We start from the raw sequence: 18,856 nt of genomic DNA on the forward strand, positions 1-18,856 counted from the left end.
TTTACCCTATTCTCAATCGAGCGAGTCACATAGAATTAGCCTCAGCATTTGCTGGGGGCTTTTTTGCTTGCTCTGAGAAAAAAATAAGGGAAGATTGAGAAAAGACAAATCTTTTACGAATAGTTAAGTAGGAGGTAAAAACATGCTACATTATGACGAATTGAAACAAGCAGTAGATGACGGCTATATCACAGGGGACAAGGTCAATGTGGTAAGAAAAGAGGGTAAGCTCTTTGATTTTGTCCTGCCAGGAGAGTTAGTGAGACCTTGGGAGGTGGTAATCTCTGAGAGCGTAGTAGACATATTGGACGAATTAAGACAACAAGAAGACCTCTGATTTTCCAGAGGGCTTTTTTTAATATTCTATTTAATATGAGGGTCTATAAATACCCGTCAAACACCCGTCAACTTGTTTTGGGTTTATGTGTTTTATTGTTGTTTTTGTAATGAAAACTTGTTAATATCAACATATCGGAAATACAAAGGGAGAGAAAAAAAGGCATTTTATCCCCTCCTCTCCTTATATCCCCTTGATTTATCAAGGTTTTGAGGGTGTTTGCCCACCATTTGCCAACGGATTTCAAATTTTATTGAAAATATCTTTGACCTTTAGGTCATTTTTTTGTTTTAATTTTTCAATTTAATGAGCTTATTCCTTGAATCTAGTGATAAGGTTGGGAGCTACTTTTTATACGTCAAAATTGAAGGTTGAAGTAGTTGGTTTATTGCTACACTTAGGATATGTTTTTATGAGACAAGCTCATTTTTCTAGTTGCTATTGATAGATGGCTGCTAATTAAGGTCCAATGGGATGAACAGTCCTTACTGGACGGTTTTGAATCATCTGTTGCATTAAATAGAGAAAATAAAATTGTGTGAGGTTTCGGAAGTCTCCCTGGCCTTATTTTTTTACTCTCATTCGCCACGACAAACGCATGAAATCTTCTATTTCCATTTTGCAAGTGTTGAAAGTTTTTTGCCCTAAAGCAATTGTTTTAAATACTTGTCAAAGGACAGACTTAGGGCATATTTCTTACGACGCAGACTCATCTTCTTTCCAAAATCTAACTGTTTTAATACCGCTAAACAGAATTTATCCATGACATTTAAATTAAATGCGAGTTGTTTATTCAAAGTCTTATTGGCATCTTCACGAAAAACAACATCTAGTAGCCAGTGCATACTCTCTATTTGCCAATGACCTCTCACATAGTCACACAACTCTTTAGCGCTAACCTGACAACTTAAAATAAAGTAGCGGGTTTCTTCGCTCTCTTGACCATTCTTTGTTATCTGAATACGCGCCCGTCCAATGCTTTGGATATGTCCCCAATCAGGATGCTCTTGACGTATCCACTCTGTATCAGTAATGACTTCATACTGTCTCAATTCAATCTGACCGTGCGCTTTCTCAAGCGTTTCATAGCTATCGTCAAAATTCTGAGAGAGTTCAAAATAGGGACGAATATCTTCTAGAAGGCTCTTTTGATTCTCTTTGACTGCTAGACAATAATCTGCTTTCTTCATGATAATCTTATCCGCAATAGCCTTTTGTGTGCCCATGGCGTCAATACTAATCATGCACCCTTTTACTGAAATCATGTCTAATAATCGTGGAATCGCTGTAATCTCATTGCTTTTTTCATCAGTCGCTACCTGGCCATACGAAATCCCTAAATCTGTCGCATAGGCTGAGACAATATGTAGGGCTTTTTGAGTTTGACTGCCATTACCACGGATAGTCTTCCCGTCAATGGCTACTAAACGTTTTGAAAGTTGTGGTAAGGTTTTAGATGATGAGTCACACGCTTCAAGAAGAGAAGTCCATATCTGTGTGAGTTCTACAAGAACTTGTGAATCTAAGGTCGCAAAAACACGTTGTAGAGTGTCATGAGAGGGAATGCCATTTTCTAATTTGAGAACGGTGCGTAAGGATTTCTCATAGGCAATACCAAACTCCTCTATCTCATCCCAGTGTTCTGCGCCTGATAAGCGAGCAAAGAAGATGAGAAGAACGATATCTGACAATAAGTGTTTAATTTTCCATGGGGAACGGTCGTCTCTAACAGTAATCAAGAAATTTAAAAGGTCTTCCATAACAAAATCCTCCACTTTTATTATAGCGAAGGATTTTGAATTCATCCATGAAAGTCTTTTCTGTAAGCCATATTTTCTTCATGCGTTTGTCGTGCTCATTCGCTTGGATTCTTGAATAAATTGCTAATTCATGGTAAAATGACATGATAAGTCTTTCGAAAGGAAACAGAATGGCAAATATGTTACGTACACTTATCGAAAATGATAAGGGTGAATTACGAAAATTAGATAAATTAGCAAAAAAAGTTGAGAGCTACGAAGCAGCAATGGCGGCTCTCTCAGATGAGGAGCTTCAAGCTAAGACTCCTGAATTTAAAGCGCGTTACCAAGCTGGTGAAACACTAGATGATTTGTTACCAGAAGCTTACGCAGTTGTTCGTGAAGGGGCAAAACGTGTTTTGGGGCTATTCCCATACCATGTCCAAATCATGGGGGGAATTGTTCTTCATCATGGTGATGTTCCTGAAATGCGTACTGGTGAAGGTAAAACCTTGACAGCAACGATGCCTGTTTACCTTAATGCTTTATCAGGTGAGGGAGTTCACGTTGTTACCGTCAATGAATACCTTTCTGAACGTGATGCGACAGAGATGGGTGAACTTTATAGTTGGCTCGGTCTTTCTGTTGGTATTAACTTAGCAGCTAAATCTTCAGCAGAAAAACGCGAAGCGTATAACTGTGATATTACTTATACTACCAACTCAGAGGTTGGATTTGACTATTTACGTGATAATATGGTTACTCGTAAAGAGGCTATGGTACAACGTCCGTTGAATTATGCCTTGGTCGATGAGGTAGACTCAGTTCTTATTGATGAAGCACGTACGCCATTGATTATCTCAGGTGCTCAAAGTAATGAGATTAGCAAGTTATATGATTTAGCTGATCACTGTGTTAAAGGGTTAACAGAGGAAGATTACATTATTGATGTACCAACAAAAACAATTGGTCTATCAGATGCAGGTATTGATAAGGTTGAAAGCTATTTCAAACTCGATAACCTTTATGATTTGGAAAATGTTGCTTTGACACACTTTATTGATAATGCTTTGCGTGCTAACTATATCATGACGTTAGATATTGATTATGTGGTTAGTCCAAATCAAGAAATCTTAATTGTAGACCAATTTACAGGTCGTACGATGGAAGGGCGTCGTTTCTCAGATGGTCTTCACCAGGCGATTGAGGCTAAGGAGCATGTGCCAATTCAAGATGAGTCTAAGACAAGCGCAAGTATTACATATCAAAACTTCTTCCGTATGTACAAGAAATTGGCTGGTATGACTGGTACGGCTAAGACTGAGGAAGAGGAATTCCGTGAAGTTTATAACATGCGCGTTATTCCAATTCCAACGAATCGTCCTATTCAACGTATTGACAACTCAGACTTACTTTCCCCTACTCTCCGTGCAAAATTTAAAGCTGTTGTTGAGGATGTTAAACATCGTCATGAAAAGGGGCAACCAGTGCTTGTTGGTACTGTTGCGGTTGAAACGTCAGATTTAATTTCTAAGCTTTTGGTTGAAGCTGGTGTACCGCATGAAGTTTTGAATGCGAAAAACCATGCTAAAGAGGCTCAAATTATCATGAATGCAGGTCAGCGTGGTGCCGTTACAATTGCGACAAACATGGCTGGTCGTGGTACGGATATCAAGTTAGGTGAAGGTGTTCGTGAACTTGGTGGTCTTTGTGTGATTGGTACGGAGCGCCATGAAAGCCGTCGTATTGATAATCAGCTTCGTGGACGTTCTGGACGTCAAGGTGATCCAGGTGAATCTCAATTTTACCTCTCATTTGAAGACGATTTGATGCGCCGTTTTGGTTCTGATCGTATTAAAGCTCTCTTTGAGAAAATGCGTCTAGATGAAGATGATACGGTTATTGAATCTAAGATGTTGACTCGTCAAGTTGAATCAGCTCAAAAACGTGTTGAAGGAAATAACTATGACACACGTAAGCAGGTCCTTCAATATGATGATGTCATGCGTGAGCAGCGTGAAATTATCTATGCTGAACGTTATGATGTTATCACTGCAGAGCGTGACCTTGGTCCTGAAATCAAGGCGATGATAAAACGCACGATTAATCGTACGGTAGACGCCCATGCGCGTGTTAATAATCGTCAAGAAGCTTTGGAGGCAATCCTTAATTTTGCACAGATGAGCCTTTTACCAGAAGAAGAGATTACTTTATCTGACTTAGAAGGTAAAAAAGATGCTGACATCAAAGCTCTGCTATTTGACAAAGCAATGGCACATTATGATAGTCAAATCAGTAAGCTCCGTGATGAAGAAGCTGTCAAAGAGTTCCAAAAAGTGTTGATTTTGATGGTGGTTGATAATCACTGGACTGAGCATATGAATGCCTTGGATCAATTGCGTAGCGCTGTTGGCTTGCGTGGTTATGCTCAGAATAACCCTGTTGTTGAGTACCAATCTGAAGGTTTCAAGATGTTCCAAGATATGATTGGTTCAATTGAGTTTGATGTCACTCGTACCATGATGAAGGCACAAATCCATGAGCAAAGACGCGAAGAAGCTCCAGCAGCTTCACACACATCTGCGACAGCTAATATTGCCGCTCAGACACCAGGTGCTATTGAAGAAGAAGCAACTCTTGATTTTTCTAATCTTGACCGCAACGATAAGTGCCCATGTGGTTCAGGTAAAAAATACAAGAACTGTCACATGCGTTAATGATGGATAATGTAAAAAGGCGTGAAATCCTTGTGATTTCAGCCTTTTTTCTTTCTCTTTTTCGTGGTATAATGAAAGATACTATAATTGATATTTAGGGAGTGGGTCTTATGACATTTTATAACCACAAAGAAATCGAGCCTAAGTGGCAAAAACACTGGGCGGACAACCATACTTTTAAGACAGGGACGGATGCGTCAAAGCCTAAGTTTTATGCGCTTGACATGTTCCCTTACCCATCTGGTGCTGGGCTTCACGTTGGTCACCCAGAAGGTTATACAGCGACTGATATTTTGAGTCGTTTCAAGCGTGCGCAGGGCTACAATGTCCTTCACCCAATGGGTTGGGATGCGTTTGGTCTTCCTGCGGAGCAATACGCGATGGATACTGGTAATGACCCAGCTGAATTTACAGCGGAAAACATTGCCAACTTCAAACGTCAAATCAATGCGCTTGGTTTCTCATACGATTGGGATCGTGAAATCAATACGACGGATCCAAACTACTACAAGTGGACCCAATGGATTTTCACAAAATTGTATGAAAAAGGCTTAGCCTATGAAGCAGAAGTGCCAGTAAACTGGGTAGAAGAGCTTGGTACTGCCATTGCCAATGAAGAAGTGTTGCCTGATGGAACGTCTGAACGTGGTGGCTACCCTGTTGTCCGCAAACCGATGCGTCAATGGATGCTGAAAATCACGGCTTACGCAGAGCGCCTTCTTGAAGATTTGGAAGAAGTCGATTGGCCAGAGTCTATTAAAGACATGCAACGCAACTGGATTGGCAAATCAACAGGTGCGAACGTAACGTTTAACGTTAAAGATACCGACAAAGACTTTACGGTATTTACAACACGTCCTGACACGCTTTTCGGTGCAACTTATGCGGTTTTAGCACCAGAACATGCTTTGGTAGATAGCATTACAACGGCAGAACAGAAAGAAGCAGTTGCTGAGTACAAACGCCAAGCCAGTCTCAAATCAGACCTTGCTCGCACAGACCTTGCCAAAGAAAAAACCGGTGTGTGGACGGGTGCTTATGCAGTTAACCCTGTTAACGGTAAAGAAATGCCAATCTGGATTGCAGACTATGTGCTTGCTAGCTACGGAACGGGTGCTATCATGGCGGTACCTGCTCATGATGAGCGTGACTGGGAGTTTGCAAAACAATTCAATCTTGAGATTATTCCAGTTCTTGAAGGTGGTAATGTTGAAGAAGCAGCTTATACAGAAGATGGCGCTCACATCAATTCAGACTTCCTAGATGGCTTGAACAAGGAAGAAGCTATTGCTAAGATGGTCGCTTGGTTAGAAGAAAATGAAGTGGGTAACGAAAAAGTGACTTACCGTCTTCGTGACTGGCTCTTTAGCCGTCAACGTTATTGGGGTGAGCCAATCCCAATTATTCATTGGGAAGATGGGACGTCAACGGCTGTGCCAGAAAATGAATTGCCACTTGTTCTTCCAGTAACAAAAGATATTCGCCCTTCTGGTACTGGTGAGTCACCGCTTGCTAACTTGACAGACTGGTTGGAAGTTGTTCGTGAGGACGGTGTCAAAGGTCGTCGTGAGACCAACACCATGCCACAATGGGCTGGTTCAAGCTGGTACTACCTTCGCTACATTGACCCGCACAACGATGAGAAATTGGCTGATGAAGAGCTTCTCAAACAATGGTTACCAGTTGACATTTACGTCGGTGGTGCAGAACACGCCGTGCTTCACTTGCTTTATGCACGCTTCTGGCACAAGGTGCTTTATGACCTCGGTGTCGTGCCAACCAAAGAGCCATTCCAAAAACTCTTTAACCAAGGGATGATTTTGGGAACTAGCTACCGTGACCACCGCGGTGCGCTTGTGGCGACTGACAAGGTTGAAAAACGTGATGGTAGCTTCTTCCACATCGAAACAGGTGAAGAGCTCGAACAAGCACCAGCTAAGATGTCTAAATCCCTTAAAAATGTCGTTAACCCAGATGATGTTGTGGAACAATTCGGTGCGGACACCCTTCGTGTCTATGAAATGTTCATGGGACCACTTGATGCCTCAATCGCTTGGAGCGAAGAAGGGCTTGAAGGGTCACGCAAGTTCCTTGACCGCGTTTACCGTTTGATTACGACTAAAGAGATTGTGGCGGAAAATAGCGGAGCGCTTGATAAGGTTTACCATGAGACGGTTAAAGCAGTCACTGAGCAAATTGAAGGCATGAAATTCAATACAGCCATTGCTCAGCTCATGATTTTTGTCAACGCGGCCAACAAAGAAGACAAGCTTTACGCAGAGTATGCCAAAGGCTTTGTGCAGTTGATTGCCCCATTTGCCCCACATTTGGGTGAAGAATTGTGGCAAGTCTTGACCGCAACAGGTGAGTCAATTTCACATGTGGCTTGGCCAACCTATGACGAAAGCAAGTTGGTTGAAAACGATGTGGAAATCGTTGTCCAAATCAAAGGAAAAGTCAAAGCAAAACTCGTGGTTGCTAAAGACCTTTCAAAAGATGAATTGGAAAAAGTAGCACTTTCTAACGACAAAGTTCAAGCTGAAATTGCAGGCAAGGAAGTCGTGAAAGTCATTGCGGTTCCAAACAAACTCGTTAATATTGTTATTAAGTAACTAGTTTTAGAAAATTTTATTATTTAGTAAAAGGTATCGAGTGACGTTTTAAAAATGTCATTCGATGCCTTTTTTCAGATAAGAACGGAGCCTTGATTTTCCCTAGCTTATTGCTTTGTTATGAAAAGAGTAACGAAACGTGTGAGGTGATGCTGTCAATGGTTGCTATTGTTGTGAGTAACATGTTGTGGAGTTGGTGTCAAATGGTAGCTAACTCTTTTATGACCTCATAGATTTTTTTGAGGGAGAAAACTGTGACAGTTTTTGGTGTTGTGGGGAAGGTTAGGGGAGCGAAATATTAAACGAACATTAGTATTCCATTAAGAAAATAACGGTATTAAAAAGCGAATCTTAAGTCTATAAAGATAGGATTAAGATAACCTTTTAATTACCTATAGATTTCAAAAATCCCTTGATTTTCAAATTTGATTTCTCTATAACTGGTTTAGTTTGAAATATAGGCCTTATTTTAAATCATTATTTAAAAAATGGAGGAAATTTTTATGGCTAAAACCAAAACAATGAAATCTTTAGTAGGCGCAGGACTTATGGCAGCAACAACTCCAGTGAGTGTAAAAGCGTCAGAAGAAGGAGCATTTTCAGTTACTTTCAATAGGGGTGATGGTTCTATATTGGATTATGATGTTAGTGGAAATGGGCAAGCGGGAAATTATAGAGTAACTAGACCAGAAACCGAATATTCATGGTGGAATCCTTATTCTTGGTTTGGTTATAAATATGGTGGAACTGTATCAACTGATGAATTAGGAAATGAATACTCATGGTGGAACCCATATTCTTGGAGATATCCTTCATCATGGTGGACTCCGTCATCTTTGTTCAATGGTTGGTTTTAATAATTTTTCCAACTAAAAACTAGATTTATTTCTTTTTAACCGACCGACTTAAATAACATTATTCAAAGATATTTTCTATTTTTTAGTGATAAACATTAATTTTGGCATAAGATTATTAAATGGTAATTAGGTTTATAAATTGATTGTTAAGATAACCTTTTAATTACCTATGGATTTCAAAAGTCTCTTGATTTTACAAGATTATTTCTCTATAATTGGTGATAATTCCAAATACTTAAAGTTTATTTTGAGTCGTTATTTCAAAAAAATGGAGAGGATTGTTATGACTAAAATGAAAACACTAAAAACGTTGTTGTGTGCTGGGGTTATGGTTACGATGCTTGGAGCGCCAGTAGTCACAAGATTCAGTTGAAGGCCTTGGTTCAGTAGGGGGCGATTATTTGATACTTGACATCAAATCATCTCAACCAGAAAAATCATGGTGGGATACTGTTTGGTTTGTCTTAGATTGGATTAAAGATACGATAGCGGATCCAATACTAGGCTTGATTTTGGGTTAACGATACCAACTACAATCTTAAATCTTTTGCATCAACCGACTTAAATTAGCATTATTAAACGAAAAGACTAATAGATATTTCTATTCATACTGACCATGATAACCTGCCTCCTATCTCCACGGGAGGCAGGTTGTTTTTTCAGGAAAGGCGTTGTTGAAGATATTTCTATTTAGCACACAAAGATGCAAAGAAATGGGTCTATTCTCCCAAAATTAAGGAACTTTCAAAAAGTTAGCATGAAATTTGCTGTCCAAGCTCTTATCTGATGATTGTAATAAGAAGCCTCAGCGGTTGCTGATGGGGAGAAAATTTCAACTAAATCCTTAACAGGTTCGTTAACTTTATGAAACAATATTTATTGAAGATACACGCTTATTCGTGTTATCTTGTTTAACTTTGGCAGTCTATGATGACAGAGACATGTATTCTGCATGCGACGTTGTGACTGTTATATCAATAGATGATTACTAAACAGAAATAGAGGATGTGTTATGTATCAGCATTACAAGAAACCAGAATATTTTAAATCTGTTATTTTAGGCATGACTTCTATGATTTTTCCGACGTTTTTTCAAGTTCAAGATATACCGAAAATCAATTTAGAAAAATTAACCTCAGGACAAAAGGTTCGGCTAGATTATTCTAAATCTGTAAAAGAGATTAAGAAAGAGGCTGTCGCATTTAGAAAAGCAAAATAATGACGTTCAAGAACTTGATATAGATGTGCTTGTTGATAGTGTTGAGAAATTACCAAAAGAAGAGAGACAAGTTGTTTTAGAGAGACTTGAAATATACCAAGGGGATTTACCTCATCCAGATTTTCTAAAAGGATATAATACTTTATATCCAAATGCAGCAAAATGAATAATAGAAAATGGAATTGCTGAATCAGAACATAAACGCAACATGGAGGAGCGGTATTTAAAAGGAAATGCCTTTTCTCACTATTTGGGACAAGTCTTAGGATTTATCGTAGCGTTAGTGATTATAACCAGTGGAACATTCTTGATTTATAGCGGGCACACGATTGCTGGTTCCCTGTTAGCTGGAACCACAGTATCGGTGTTATTGGATTATTCACAGGACAAAACAATAAAAACGGTGACTAAAAACCTCAAGCCCCCAGCATTGCTGGGGGTGTTGTTTTGATTGGGAAAAAGACACAAAAACTGAAAAATGGCTTAGGATACATCATCAAGAAGCGGTGATTTTAAGAGAACTATTATCTGGTTCCAATATAGCAATCTGATAGCATAATATCAAAAGAGGCTGATTGATTTCAACCTCTTTTTTGTTATGTGTGGGGGATAGTTTATCTACTATTTATTTTTTGTCAAATAATATGTGTTAAAGGGAATTCACCCCTAACTCTGCATGGTCGATTTTAATACAACGATTCATGACAATATGATGACGTCCTGCTGATCGCAGGAGGGTTTCGGCTTCTTGGTTTTCTAAGCCTAATTGTGCCCAGAAGATATCGGCGTCGGTGTTAAGAAAATCTTTGGCAACGTCAGGAAGAAACTCGCTACGTCTGAAAACGTCTACGATGTCGATGTGGACTGGGACGTCTTGTAGCGATGCGTACGCTTTTTCTCCTAAAACTGTTGCTCCTGCTAATTTGGGGTTGACTGGGATGATGGTATAGCCCGCCTTTTTGAGGTAGGCAGCAACGCGGTAGGCGGCGGTTTCTTCACGGTTAGAAAGGCCAACGATGGCAATGGTTTTGCTGTTTTTGAGATAGGTTTTGATGGTTGCATTGTCAGGGTTTTGAAATGAATAAGTCATAAGAACCTCCTTTTTGTCTAGTATATCATAAATTGAAAGAGGTTTCATGTGTGAGAAATCGACCTGATAGCATACTCAGTGCTGTTGATTTTTTGAGTGCTACTGAGCTGAGAGGAATATCAGAGAATGAGTTATAGTTTCAATTATTTAGATAACATTAAGTTTGTAAAGATAATGTTAAGACAATCTTAGGATTACCTATTGATTTAAAACGTCTATTGATTTTTAAATGCTATCTCCTTATAATAAGTTTGTTTGAAACACTTATGCTTTATTCAAATATTATTTAGGAAACATGGAGGAAAGATTATGACTAAAACAAGAACAGTTAAATGGTTAGTAGGGGCAGGGCTTATAGCTGCAATGCTTTTCGTAGCAACACATTCAGTGAGTGCGGATGCTGTTGTTGGCTTTGGTCCCGGAGCTGGTTTTTGGGACACTATGTTAGGTTATCTTTTTGCAGGTATGGAGTGGATTACAACTGAAATAAGATTATGGTTTTAATGGTATAATTTTTAACTTTTATGTTTACTGACTTGACTAATGTCATATAATAAGCTAGAGAGTGCTGAATATAATGGCACTATGATTTTGGTATCACTTAAGATTAGAATCGTACTGCGCAATAACATTAAAAAAGTAAATTAACAAAATAAGTGAAGCAACCTGATTCCTATATTAAAGAGGAGTCGGGTTGCTTTGTTTTCTAATGTTATAGAAAAAACAGGCTGACAAGGTCAACCTGCTCAAGGAGATTAATATGAAAAAGAAAATTATTTAGGATAAGTACATTATAGACCATGATTCTTAAGATAACATTAAGGCAACATTAAAAATTGGTGAATTTTCAAGCCTTATTTTGCTTCATACCAAGTTTGTCCGTAGCTGCCATCAACTAAGAGGGGAACTGTCATCTCAACAGCAGTTTCCATGGTTGTTTGGACCAATTTTTGGACGGCTTCGAGTTCTGTTTCAGGAACTTCAAGAACAATCTCATCGTGCACTTGGAGAAGCATTTTCGCCTTGAATTGTCCTTCTATGAGTGCTTTATCCAAGTTGATCATAGCGATTTTGAGAATATCAGCGGCGGACCCTTGGATTGGGGAGTTGATGGCGGTACGTTCTGCGAAGTTACGGACGTTGAAATTGCGGGAATTGATATCTGGAAGTTCACGGCGGCGTTTGAATAGCGTTTCCACGTAGCCTTTGTCTCTAGCTTCACGGACAACGGTTTCCATGTAATTTTTGATGCCAGGGTAGCGTTCAAAGTAGGTGTCAATATATTCTTTGGCTTTTTTGCGCGTGATGCCTAGGTTATTTGAGAGCCCAAAGTCTGAAATACCATAGACGATACCAAAGTTAACGGCCTTGGCGTTTCTACGATCATTTGCAGTAACATCTTCTGGTTTCTCGATACCAAAGACACGCATTGCCGTTGAGGTGTGAATGTCTGCGCCGTCTTTAAAGGCTGCGATGAGGTGCTCGTCTTGTGAAATGTGGGCTAGGACACGTAGCTCGATTTGAGAATAGTCTGAGCTGAGGAGCACTGCATTTTCCATAGATGGGACAAAGGCACGGCGGATGAGGCGCCCTTGCTCGAGTCGAACAGGGATATTTTGCAGGTTAGGGTCAGAAGAAGATAGGCGCCCGGTCTGTGTTAAGTCTTGAACGTAGCGCGTGTGGATTTTGCCATCTTCGAGGATGTAATCTTGAAGGCCAATCAGGTAGGTTGACTGCAACTTAGTGATTTGGCGGTAATCAAGAATTTTGGCTACAATCGGTGCAATTGGTGCAAGGCGTTCAAGGACATCCACAGCGGTTGAGTAACCCGTTTTGGTTTTCTTCGTCATTTCAACTGGCAATCCCATTTTCTCAAAGAGAATTTCACCCAGCTGTTTCGGTGAATTGATATTAAATGTTTCGCCAGCCATCTCGTAGATATCTTCGGTGAGTCGGTCGATGACCAGCTGATTTTCGATTGCCATTTCTGCAAGGGTTCCGCTTTTCACGGTGATACCTGCGATTTCCATTTTAGCAAGGACATTAGCTAGTGGCAATTCCATGTCAAAGAGGAGTTGTGACTGGTCGTGCTCAGCTAATTTTTCCAGCATGATTGGTTTAGAGTCTATTAAGACTTTTATTTTTTTGGCTAAATGGCTGAGCAGGGTATCTTTTTCTGGGATGGCACGCTTGGCTCCCTTGCCATAGACAGCTTCATCTGTTTCTAGGGGCAGAGCTGTGTAAAGACGGGCGATGGTTGACAGTTCATTGTCTTCAACGGTTGATAGCAAATATTTAGCTAGGCGACTATCAAAGCTAGTCTCTGCTAAGTCAGTGCCTAAGTGGCTGAGTAAGACTTTAGCACGTTTGAAATCATAGGTCTGGATAGGTTGAAGCAAACGCTCTTTAAAGAGAGGCGTAGTCAACAGGTTGGTATCCGTTGAGGCATAGACAGCTTTGCTATTGCCCCAAGCAAAACCGATAAGTGGTTCCACATGGTAGTTATCGTTGAGGATTTCAAAGTAGAAGAAGTCTTCGTCGGTAAACAGGTCTTCAGTGATTGCTGTCGGCTCGGTGTAGGAAACCTCGAAGGTTGGTACCTCTTGGCCAGAGAGACTATTTTTGAACTGAATAAAGCCCATCTCGTCGTAGAACTTAGCTAGGGTTTCAATGTTTGGGCCTTGGAAGCGCGTTTCTTCTAAGCTGACAGTAATTGGAGATTGAGTATTGATGGTAGCGAGGGTTTTAGACAGGAAGGCTTGCTCTTTATCGTTGATGAGGTTTTCTTTCATCTTAGAGGCCTTCATGCTGTCAATATTCTCGTAAATGCCTTCTAGGCCACCGTATTCATGAAGGAGCTTGAGACCTGTTTTTTCACCGATTTTAGTGACCCCGGGGATATTATCAGAATTATCTCCCATGAGGGCTTTGAGGTCGATGAATTGAGCAGGGGTGATTCCCATTTTTTCCATGAGGTAAGCAGGGGTAAAGGCTTCGAATTCAGCAACCCCTTTTTTAGAAATTTCAACGACGGTATTGTCATCTGCCAGTTGGATTAAATCTTTATCTCCTGAAACAACAGTAATATCAAAGGGCTGACTGTCCTGCTCTGCCATTTTTGCCAAAGTCCCAATGATATCGTCAGCTTCGTACTGTGCTAGGTCATAAAAGGCAATGCCACGTGCTGCCAGCATCTCACGGATATAAGGGAACTGCTCACGGAATTCCTCAGGCGTTTTAGCACGACCAGCCTTGTAGTCGGCGAACATTTCCGTACGGAAGGTGGTTTTGCCAGCATCAAATGCCACGAGGATGTGGGTCGGTTGCACGCGCTCAATCAGATGATCCAGCATGAGGTGGAAGCCGTAGATAGCGTTGGTGTGAAGACCGCTGGCATTTTTGAAGCGGTCAATCTGATTATAGAGGGCAAAAAAGGCTCTAAAGGCCACAGAAGAGCCGTCAATAAGTAATAAGTTATTCTTGTTTTCCATAGGAATATTATAGCATAACTTGGGCGAGTTGCCTTGGGATTTGGTGTGGGATATAACTAGTTTGTTGCACTTAATTTTGCTATAATAAGGATATGAACATTTTCGATACGCATACCCACTTGAACGTGGACAATTTTACCGATACCGTAGCAGAGGAATTGGCTCTAGCTAAAGAAATGGGCGTGACGGTTCACAATGTGGTTGGTTTTGACCACAAGACCATTGACCGTGCCATTGAGCTGGCAGATGCCCATCAAGAGATTTACCTGACACTTGGTTGGCACCCGACAGAGGCAGGTTCTTATGATAACGAAGTGGAGGCCTACCTCCTTGAAAAGCTCAAACACCCTAAAGTGATTGCCCTTGGTGAGATTGGGCTTGATTATTACTGGATGGAGGATCCAAAAGAGGTTCAGATTGCGGTTTTCAAACGCCAGATTGAGCTCGCTAAACAGCTGGATTTGCCCATTGTGATTCACACGCGTGATGCCATAGAAGACACCTATGCTGTCTTGGCAGAGGTTGGTGTAGGGCCGCGTGGTGGCATCATGCATTCTTTCTCTGGCTCTTTGGAAATGGCAGAGCGTTTTATGGCGCTTGGTATGATGATTTCATTTTCAGGAGTGGTAACCTTTAAGAAAGCTACTGATATCCAGAAAGCAGCGCAGCAATTGCCCCTAGACAAAATTCTCGTAGAGACGGATGCACCATATCTAGCGCCAGTCCCAAAACGGGGCAAGGAAAACAAAACCGCCTACACCCGCTACGTTGTCGAGAAAATCGCTGAATTACGCCATATGACCGTAGAAGAAGTCGCAGCAGCAACAACAGCAAATGCTAAGAAGTTATTTAGATTAGAGGAGTAGAGGCGAGCGAAGTGAGCCTATTCCGAACAGCTACATCGTGGTTATAAGACTAATAGCCTAGCTATTAGTCGGGGGGATTGGCGAGACTTTAGGCTCGACAATTAGGTATGAGACAGCTTGCTGGCTGCTACCGACCAAACCACCTAAGTAGCTGTTCAAAAAGAAAAAATAATATGACAGAAAAACTAAAAATACAAGAAGTCATCGTCGTCGAAGGCAAGGACGACACAGCCAATCTCCGCCGATTTTACGATGTGGATACCTATGAAACACGAGGCTCTGCTATCACAGATGAAGATTTGGAACGGATTGAGCGCCTCCATGAGCTTCGAGGTGTCATCGTCTTTACTGACCCAGACTATAATGGCGAGCGTATTCGTCGGATCATCGTGAATGCTATTCCAAATGTTCGTCATGCCTTTCTGAACCGTGATGAAGCAGCTCCCAAGTCCAAGACTAAGGGACGCTCACTCGGTGTGGAGCATGCAAGCTTTGAAGATTTGCAAAAAGCGCTAGCAACCGTCACCCAACAGTTTGACGACGATAACCAATTCGACATCACCAAATCTGACCTCATGCGTCTTGGTCTCCTTATGGGTGGTGACAGCCGCAAACGCCGTGAATACCTGGGCGAAAAATTGAGAATCGGCTACAGCAATGGCAAACAACTCCTCAAACGGTTGGAATTGTTTGGCATCACCTTGGCAGAAGTTGAAGAAGTGATGGGGGAGTATAAATGAAACGTGTAGCCCTCCTTCGTGGTGTTACTCCCGTTGGGCAGAATCGCATTCCTAAAATGGCTTATCTCGTTGAGATTTTGGAAGCGGTGGGACTGGAGAAAGTTAAAACCTATATTCAAAGTGGGAACATTTGTTGCGAGTCAAAATTGTCGGATACTGAGCTAAGTCAACGGATTCACGATACTATTAAAGACAAGATTGGTGCGGATTTGTCGGTGATTGTCAAAAATCCTGAACAGCTGGCAACGGCTGCGCAGGAAAATCCTTTTGATGAGACCTATGATTTTTCACGTATTCACCTTGTTTTCACCAACGATACTTTTTCTTTGGAGAAAATAGCAGAGCTTCTGAACCAAGATTTTGGCGATGAAGAACTTTATGCAGGTAGTCAATGCCTTTACATGTATTTACCACGTGATGCCAAGAAGAAAAAACTAAATACGAACTTTTTAGAAAAGAAGCTGGGCATTGTAGCGACCATGAGAAAGCTAAGTGTGGTGACTCATTTGAGTGAGATGTAAAGCTACTGCGAAACTGATAGGATTTGACAAAGACGGTTAATTATCATATACTGAAAACAGAAAAGGAGTTGAGCGCCAACTCAACTTCCCTCTGTAGGACCGTTTTAAAGACGGGACGGATGAAGAACAGTAAAAACCGCTACTTCGGTGTCAAAGTTGTGAAGAGCGGTTTTACTGTTTTATTTTTTCTTACTAATATAAGTCAATAACCCAAGTAAAAGAATGCCAGAGTTTATCATCAGCGATAACGCCTCATAAACTGACATGACGGTTACCTTTCCAAGGAAGTATGTGTCATAGGCACCACCTCCTAAAATAGATTTTAGAAGATGGAAAGCTTCGATTTCTTTATTTCCAAGCTCAAATAGTCACTTCCCTGACTATTTGAGCTTGAAGAACTTTTCTATCTTAATATTCGTGGAAAATAATTAATTACAATATAACTAGATAAAAAATAGTATCTGTGATACAATACTACTGCGTATGATTAGATTTTTGACTTGTGTGATCGCAAGTATTAACATTAATGTTAGCTGAAAGTTAGCTCACTCCAGTATATTCTTTGAGAGAATTAAAGTTATCTGCTGAGTGAAAATCGAAGTGAAATGACTGGTTAAGGAAAGCTAAGTAATTTGGTAATATTCTATACTGTCGTTCGCGTAAGAGTTATCATACGCTTTTTTTTATTTGCAATGGAGTAAATATGAGTGATTATGTGAATTTAAAAACGAAAGATGACTTAGCAAAAAACTTGGGTTATAGAGATTCTCGGTACCTCAATTATTTGCTATATAAGGTAGGTGTAGATAATTTATATCGTACTTTTTCCATTCCTAAGAAGAACGGTGACGAAAGAATTATAAACGCTCCATTAAAAGAACTAAAGATAGTACAAAGAAAATTAGCTAACTTACTATGGAATAGATACTTAGAAATTTTAGAAACTAAATCTAGGGATAGGGGGATAAAAATTCCTTCTATCTCCCATGGATTTGAGAAAAATAAAAATATTATTACGAATGCTCAGCAACATAGAAATAAAAAATATATTATCAATGTAGATTTAGAAAGTTATTTTGATTGTTTTAATTTTGGTCGTGTAAGAGGCTTTTTTATTAAAGATAGGGATTTCAAAGTTAGTTCTGATGTTGCGACAGTGATGGCGCAGATTGCTTGCTATCAAGGGAAGTTGCCACAAGGAGCACCATCGTCTCCAATCATTACTAATTTGATAGCTCGAATACTTGATTATAGGATTGTGAAGCTCGCGAAAAAATATCGGTTTACTTACACAAGGTATGCTGATGATTTAACTTTTTCTACTAATCGTAATTTATTATCGAATAAATTGCGTGCGGAAAAAGAATTTAATGAGTTTCTAGTTGAATTAGAAAAAATTATTACCACTTCTGGATTTAATATTAATCCATCTAAAACACGAATCAGCAATAGTTATCAGAGGCAAGAAGTAACAGGGATAGTTGTTAATAAAAAAATAAATGTAAAACGTGATTATTTTAAAAATACTAAAGCGATGGCATATAAATTATATAAGGATGGAGAGTTTGAAATTGATGGTAAGTCAGGAACGTTAGAACAACTTAGCGGTCGTTTTTCATTTATTTTTCAAGCTACGCAATACAATAACTATCTTTTCTATAAAAAATCTTTGATTGACAATAACTTAGAATATCAAAAAAATTTATTAGGTCAGGGGACGAATAAAAAGTCGGAATCTAAGTTTTATTGGAAATATATAATTTATAATAGGGATTTGAGGAGAGAGTTATTCTATAATGAGAAACATAAAACATATAATCTTCCAGACGAATTTTATGCTATTAGCAAAGAAGAAAAGAAAAATTATATGGCTTTATTTGATTCCAAAGAAAAGGAATATAAAAAGTTTCTTTTCTACAAAAATTTTTACGGAAATGATAAACCTATTATAGTAACAGAAGGAAAAACAGATCCAAGATATATAAAAGCTGCACTAAAAAAACTTTATTTGTACTACCCTGAATTGATTGAAAAGGTTGATAATAGGTTTGTTTTTAAAATAGATTTTTTAAAGCATAGTAATATAATAGAGTACTTATTTAATGTTCCGGAGGGTGGTTCTGGTTTTATGTTTTGGTATAATTACTTTTCGAATAAAGAAAAATTTCATTTGTCAAATGAGGAGCAGCTTTTATACCCTAATTATATAGATTTTTTTCGAAAGTTTACATCAGAAAAAGCTAATAATCCAACGATATTTTTATTTGACAATGAACCTTTTGGGAATCCCCTGTATCAATTTGTGAATTATGCTAAAGATTTGCAAATTGATACAAATAATTTGAATACTGTGAGGGGCCCCTCTTTTAATCGCATTAGTAAAAAAGAAAGTCTTTATCTAATGGCTACTCCATTGGTAAGTAATTTAAATAATGGAAATTCCTCAGATGTTGAAGATTTATTAATATCCACAAACAAGCTAGCAATACAAACTTTTTTTAATATAAAGAAAATAAACTACAAAAGATTAGAAGATGTAAAAAATCATAAAGAAATCTTTTCTAAGTATGTTTTGAAAAATTATGAACAGTTTGATTTTACAGAGTACATACCTTTGTTAGACGGAATAAGAAATAATATTTTAGACTATAGGAAATAGAATCACAC

The 18,856-nt window shown here is 39.3% G+C and carries 14 protein-coding genes; 10 read left to right on the forward strand and 4 right to left on the reverse strand.

Annotated elements, in window-relative coordinates:
- Positions 1-142 precede the first annotated feature (142 nt).
- Positions 143-337 (forward strand): Paratox, encoded by a 195-nt coding sequence (locus AB6M99_RS02100; protein WP_369351048.1) that lies wholly within the window; start codon positions 143-145, stop codon positions 335-337.
- A gap of 644 nt (positions 338-981) precedes the next feature.
- On the opposite strand, the gene AB6M99_RS02105 is transcribed toward AB6M99_RS02100, so the two are convergent.
- Positions 982-2,142, reverse strand: a complete 1,161-nt coding sequence (locus AB6M99_RS02105; RefSeq protein ID WP_121836465.1) for an ISAs1 family transposase — start codon at positions 2,140-2,142, stop codon at positions 982-984.
- A 125-nt stretch (positions 2,143-2,267) separates the two neighbouring features.
- On the opposite strand from AB6M99_RS02105, the gene secA reads away from it, so the two are divergent.
- The 4 genes from secA to AB6M99_RS02125 all read left to right on the forward strand — a co-directional run bounded on the left by secA (position 2,268) and on the right by AB6M99_RS02125 (position 9,481).
- Positions 2,268-4,793: a preprotein translocase subunit SecA gene (gene secA, locus AB6M99_RS02110; protein WP_369351049.1), complete on the forward strand. Its 2,526-nt coding sequence runs from the start codon at positions 2,268-2,270 to the stop codon at positions 4,791-4,793.
- Positions 4,794-4,903: 110 nt separating this feature from the next.
- On the forward strand, positions 4,904-7,405 hold the full coding sequence (gene leuS, locus AB6M99_RS02115) for a leucine--tRNA ligase (protein WP_121836342.1): 2,502 nt from the start codon (positions 4,904-4,906) through the stop codon (positions 7,403-7,405).
- Between the two features lie 503 nt (positions 7,406-7,908).
- Positions 7,909-8,262, forward strand: coding sequence for a hypothetical protein (locus tag AB6M99_RS02120; protein WP_369351050.1), 354 nt, complete (start codon positions 7,909-7,911; stop codon positions 8,260-8,262).
- A gap of 1,012 nt (positions 8,263-9,274) precedes the next feature.
- Positions 9,275-9,481 (forward strand): hypothetical protein, encoded by a 207-nt coding sequence (locus tag AB6M99_RS02125; protein WP_121836344.1) that lies wholly within the window; start codon positions 9,275-9,277, stop codon positions 9,479-9,481.
- Between the two features lie 649 nt (positions 9,482-10,130).
- On the opposite strand, the gene AB6M99_RS02130 is transcribed toward AB6M99_RS02125, so the two are convergent.
- Positions 10,131-10,571 (reverse strand): CoA-binding protein, encoded by a 441-nt coding sequence (locus AB6M99_RS02130; RefSeq protein ID WP_369351052.1) that lies wholly within the window; start codon positions 10,569-10,571, stop codon positions 10,131-10,133.
- A 309-nt stretch (positions 10,572-10,880) separates the two neighbouring features.
- On the opposite strand from AB6M99_RS02130, the gene AB6M99_RS02135 reads away from it, so the two are divergent.
- On the forward strand, positions 10,881-11,075 hold the full coding sequence (locus tag AB6M99_RS02135) for a hypothetical protein (RefSeq protein WP_121836346.1): 195 nt from the start codon (positions 10,881-10,883) through the stop codon (positions 11,073-11,075).
- Between the two features lie 350 nt (positions 11,076-11,425).
- Here the strand turns inward: AB6M99_RS02135 and polA are convergent, their stop codons facing one another.
- Entirely contained in the window at positions 11,426-14,062 is a 2,637-nt protein-coding gene (polA, locus tag AB6M99_RS02140; RefSeq protein ID WP_369351053.1) for a DNA polymerase I, read from the reverse strand.
- A gap of 92 nt (positions 14,063-14,154) precedes the next feature.
- Here polA and AB6M99_RS02145 point away from each other — a divergent pair, with 92 nt between their 5' ends.
- The 3 genes from AB6M99_RS02145 (at position 14,155) to AB6M99_RS02155 (ending at position 16,189) form a co-directional block, all read left to right on the forward strand.
- Entirely contained in the window at positions 14,155-14,928 is a 774-nt protein-coding gene (locus AB6M99_RS02145; protein ID WP_121836348.1) for a TatD family hydrolase, read from the forward strand.
- 173 nt (positions 14,929-15,101) lie between these two features.
- Positions 15,102-15,668, forward strand: a complete 567-nt coding sequence (rnmV, locus tag AB6M99_RS02150) for a ribonuclease M5 (protein WP_121836349.1) — start codon at positions 15,102-15,104, stop codon at positions 15,666-15,668.
- Complete coding sequence (locus tag AB6M99_RS02155) at positions 15,665-16,189, forward strand: DUF1697 domain-containing protein (protein WP_121836350.1); 525 nt, start codon at positions 15,665-15,667, stop codon at positions 16,187-16,189. Before rnmV ends, AB6M99_RS02155 begins: the two co-directional genes overlap by 4 nt.
- A 179-nt stretch (positions 16,190-16,368) precedes the next feature.
- Here the strand turns inward: AB6M99_RS02155 and AB6M99_RS02160 are convergent, their stop codons facing one another.
- Positions 16,369-16,455 (reverse strand): putative holin-like toxin, encoded by an 87-nt coding sequence (locus AB6M99_RS02160; protein ID WP_220702234.1) that lies wholly within the window; start codon positions 16,453-16,455, stop codon positions 16,369-16,371.
- Between the two features lie 437 nt (positions 16,456-16,892).
- On the opposite strand from AB6M99_RS02160, the gene AB6M99_RS02165 reads away from it, so the two are divergent.
- Entirely contained in the window at positions 16,893-18,848 is a 1,956-nt protein-coding gene (locus tag AB6M99_RS02165; protein ID WP_121836351.1) for a retron Ec67 family RNA-directed DNA polymerase/endonuclease, read from the forward strand.
- The last annotated feature ends 8 nt before the right edge of the window (positions 18,849-18,856 follow it).

Origin of the sequence: Streptococcus hillyeri (assembly GCF_041081565.1) — a bacterium.
GTDB classification, from domain to species: domain Bacteria; phylum Bacillota; class Bacilli; order Lactobacillales; family Streptococcaceae; genus Streptococcus; species Streptococcus hillyeri.